Here is a 3,028-nt window from a genome sequence, read left to right on the forward strand (position 1 = left end):
ATATTTTTGTGGAATTTATTTACCCTCCTAATCTTCTGATAACATGCTATTTGTAAGAAAAATAATGCTTTTGGCAGGGTTTTTTCTTAGTCCATGCAAAACAGTATGATGCAAAAACTGTTAAGAGACTAATATTTACAAAATAGAAAAACATGAATACAAGAATTACTAAATCAACAATGTTGATTGCTTTATTAGGTTTATCATCACAATTATTTGCACAGGAAACGCCAACCAGCACAAGCGCTGCAGGCCGTTTCTCTCCTACTCAATTCCGTACCTGGTCTATTGGTGTTCATGGAGGTTTATTAACCCCGAGAACTATTTTTGGCAATTCGAACCATCAATTTGAAACTCCGGTTGAGCACATCGGTTACGGTGGTTACATTAAAAAACAAATTTTACCTTCTTTAGGCATTCAAGCCGATTTCCTGGGCGGTAAAGTTGAAGAATTGAGATTGGCCAATGGAGTTGACGCAAATGGAAATACTACTTATGCTGCAAACACAGGTTATAAAACCAATATCCAATGGTCGGGTGCTTTATCTGCAGTTTGGAATGTAGCAAACATTAACATCAACCAAGAAAATGCAGTACTTATCCCTTATTTAAAAGCTGGTGCTGGTTATATGTCGTCAGGCGCTACCACAACTCCTAATACCAATGATGCCGGTTCTTACAGAGAAGGTTGGTTTGTACCAGTTGGTGCTGGTTTAAAACTAGGTGTAGCTAAAGGTATTAATGTTGATTTAGGTTACGATGTTAACTTTGTTAAATCGGCTAAATTTGATGGATTTAATGGTCCTACAAACGATAGGTTTGCTTATGCACACGCTGGTTTAGAGTTTGCCATTGGAGATAAATCAAAACCTCAGTTACAAAACTATAGCTCATTGGCCAATTTAAACAAGCAAACTGCTGAGGAAAGTGCTGAATTAAGAAGAGCATTATCAACCGCTGAGCAAAATGCACAACGCGATAGAGAGCAGTATGCTAAAGATCTAGGCGATGATGATAATGATGGTGTAGCAAACAAATTCGACAAATGCCCTGGCACTGCATCGGGTACTGTTGTTGATGGCTCTGGTTGTCCGATCAAAGTTCAACGTGAAGTAATTAAAGAAACCAGAGTAATTACTGAAGCTGACCGTAAAGTTGTTAAAGATGCGATTTCTAACTTAGAGTTCGATTTAGGTAAATCAACTATCCGTTCTAAATCATTTGCTACTTTAAATCGTGTTGCTGGTTTATTGGTTGAGAAAAACTTCAGCTTAAAATTAGCTGGTCATACTGATAATACCGGCGGTAGAGAATTAAACTTACRTTTATCTAAAGACAGAGCAGAATCGGTAAAAGCTTATTTAGTATCTCAAGGTGCAAATGCATCAAGAATTGAAGCTACAGGTTACGGACCTGACCAACCAATTGCAACAAACAAAACTGCAGCTGGCCGTCAACAAAACCGTCGTGTAGAGTTTACTTTATACTAATGGTAAATAAAGGTTAACAAAAAAGCTCCTCAGATTAATTTCTGAGGAGCTTTTTTTATATACGTTGCGTCATGCTGAATTTACTTCACTTTTGTCAGGTTAAAATTGATATAGAAAATAAATGGAGGTTTATTAGTTAGCTAATTTGTTTATGTTTTAAAATCTATTTCCAAGGTTCCCAATTTTAAACGGTCAGGGTGTGTACCTTGATCCCGCCCCTGTTTCCTCGTTCATCTTGCTGGTACTGGGCCCAGCGGGTATCCGTTGAAAAAGTATGCTGGTGAAAGAATTCACAATGAAGCGTTTATCATATTGCTTTAACTGGCTGTCTGGTAAAAGATGCTGATACCGTTTATACAAAAGCTCGTAATGAAACAAGGTCAGTATGACGACCGCATAAAAACAAAAAAAGGTCGTGGTGCAAACCACGACCCTAAAAATATAGAATTTAAACCTACTATGCGTATGCAACCGCATCTTTCGATGCCAGTTTGGTTGTTCCCATTAAGTATTCGTCTACCTTACGGGCAGCTTCTCTACCTTCTGAAATGGCCCAGACTACTAATGATTGTCCGCGGCGAACATCACCTGCGGCAAAAATCTTAGCAATATTGGTTTGGTAAGTGTGTTCAGATGCTTTTACGTTTCCGCGGTTATCCAATTCCACACCTAATTTCTCAATTAAACCTTCTTTTTGAGGATGTAAGAAACCCATTGCTAAAAGTACCAGTTCGCATGGAAGATCTCTTTCGGTACCAGCCACTTCTTTAAAAGTAACCGGACGTCCGTTTGCATCAATTTCCCACTCTACATCAACTACTTTTAATGCTTTAAGGTTTCCTTTTTCATCAGCAATAAAGTTTTTAGTATTTACCGACCAAGCCCTTTGTGCACCTTCTTCATGAGAAGACGTATTTTTTAGCAACATTGGGTAATTTGGCCAAGGCATATGCTCGTTACGTGCCTGTGGCGGCATTGGCATAATCTCGAATTGTGTAACCGATTTCGCACCATGACGGTTTGAAGTACCAATACAGTCAGATCCCGTATCGCCACCACCAATTACGATTACATTTTTACCGGTAGCCATAATATCTTCCGTTTCAACGGCTCTGCTCGCTACACGTTTATTTTGTTGTTTCAAGAAATCCATTGCAAAGTGAACCCCTTTGGCAGAACGGCCATTAATTGGTAAATCGCGTGGAATAGTTGAACCTCCTGCCAATACAATCGCGTTGAAATCGCGTAACAATGTACCGATCTCAACATTCTCGCCAACATTGGCATTACATTTAAAAATAATGCCTTCTTCTTTCATTAAATCGATACGGCGATCCACTACATTTTTTTGTAGTTTAAAATCAGGAATACCGTATCTTAATAAACCACCTGGAGCATCGTCACGTTCGAAAACGGTAACTTCATGCCCAACCTTATTTAACTGAGCAGCAGCAGCTAAGCCCGCAGGACCTGAACCAATTACAGCTACTTTTTTGCCAGTTCTGATTAATGGTGCTTTTGCTTTGATAAATCCTTTT

General features: G+C 38.9%; 2 protein-coding genes. One reads left to right on the top strand and one right to left on the bottom strand.

The genetic code is table 11. The features are described 5' to 3' along the window. Positions 1–152 precede the first annotated feature (152 nt). Positions 153–1,490, top strand: coding sequence for an OmpA family protein (locus tag AC1DPQ_RS22925; RefSeq protein ID WP_477610983.1), 1,338 nt, complete (start codon positions 153–155; stop codon positions 1,488–1,490). Positions 1,491–1,947: 457 nt separating this feature from the next. On the opposite strand, the gene AC1DPQ_RS22930 is transcribed toward AC1DPQ_RS22925, so the two are convergent. Then, the coding region (locus AC1DPQ_RS22930) for a glutamate synthase subunit beta (protein WP_477610984.1) at positions 1,948–3,028 on the bottom strand (1,081 nt) is incomplete at its 5' end.

This window comes from Pedobacter sp. 01T416_2, assembly GCF_056398925.1.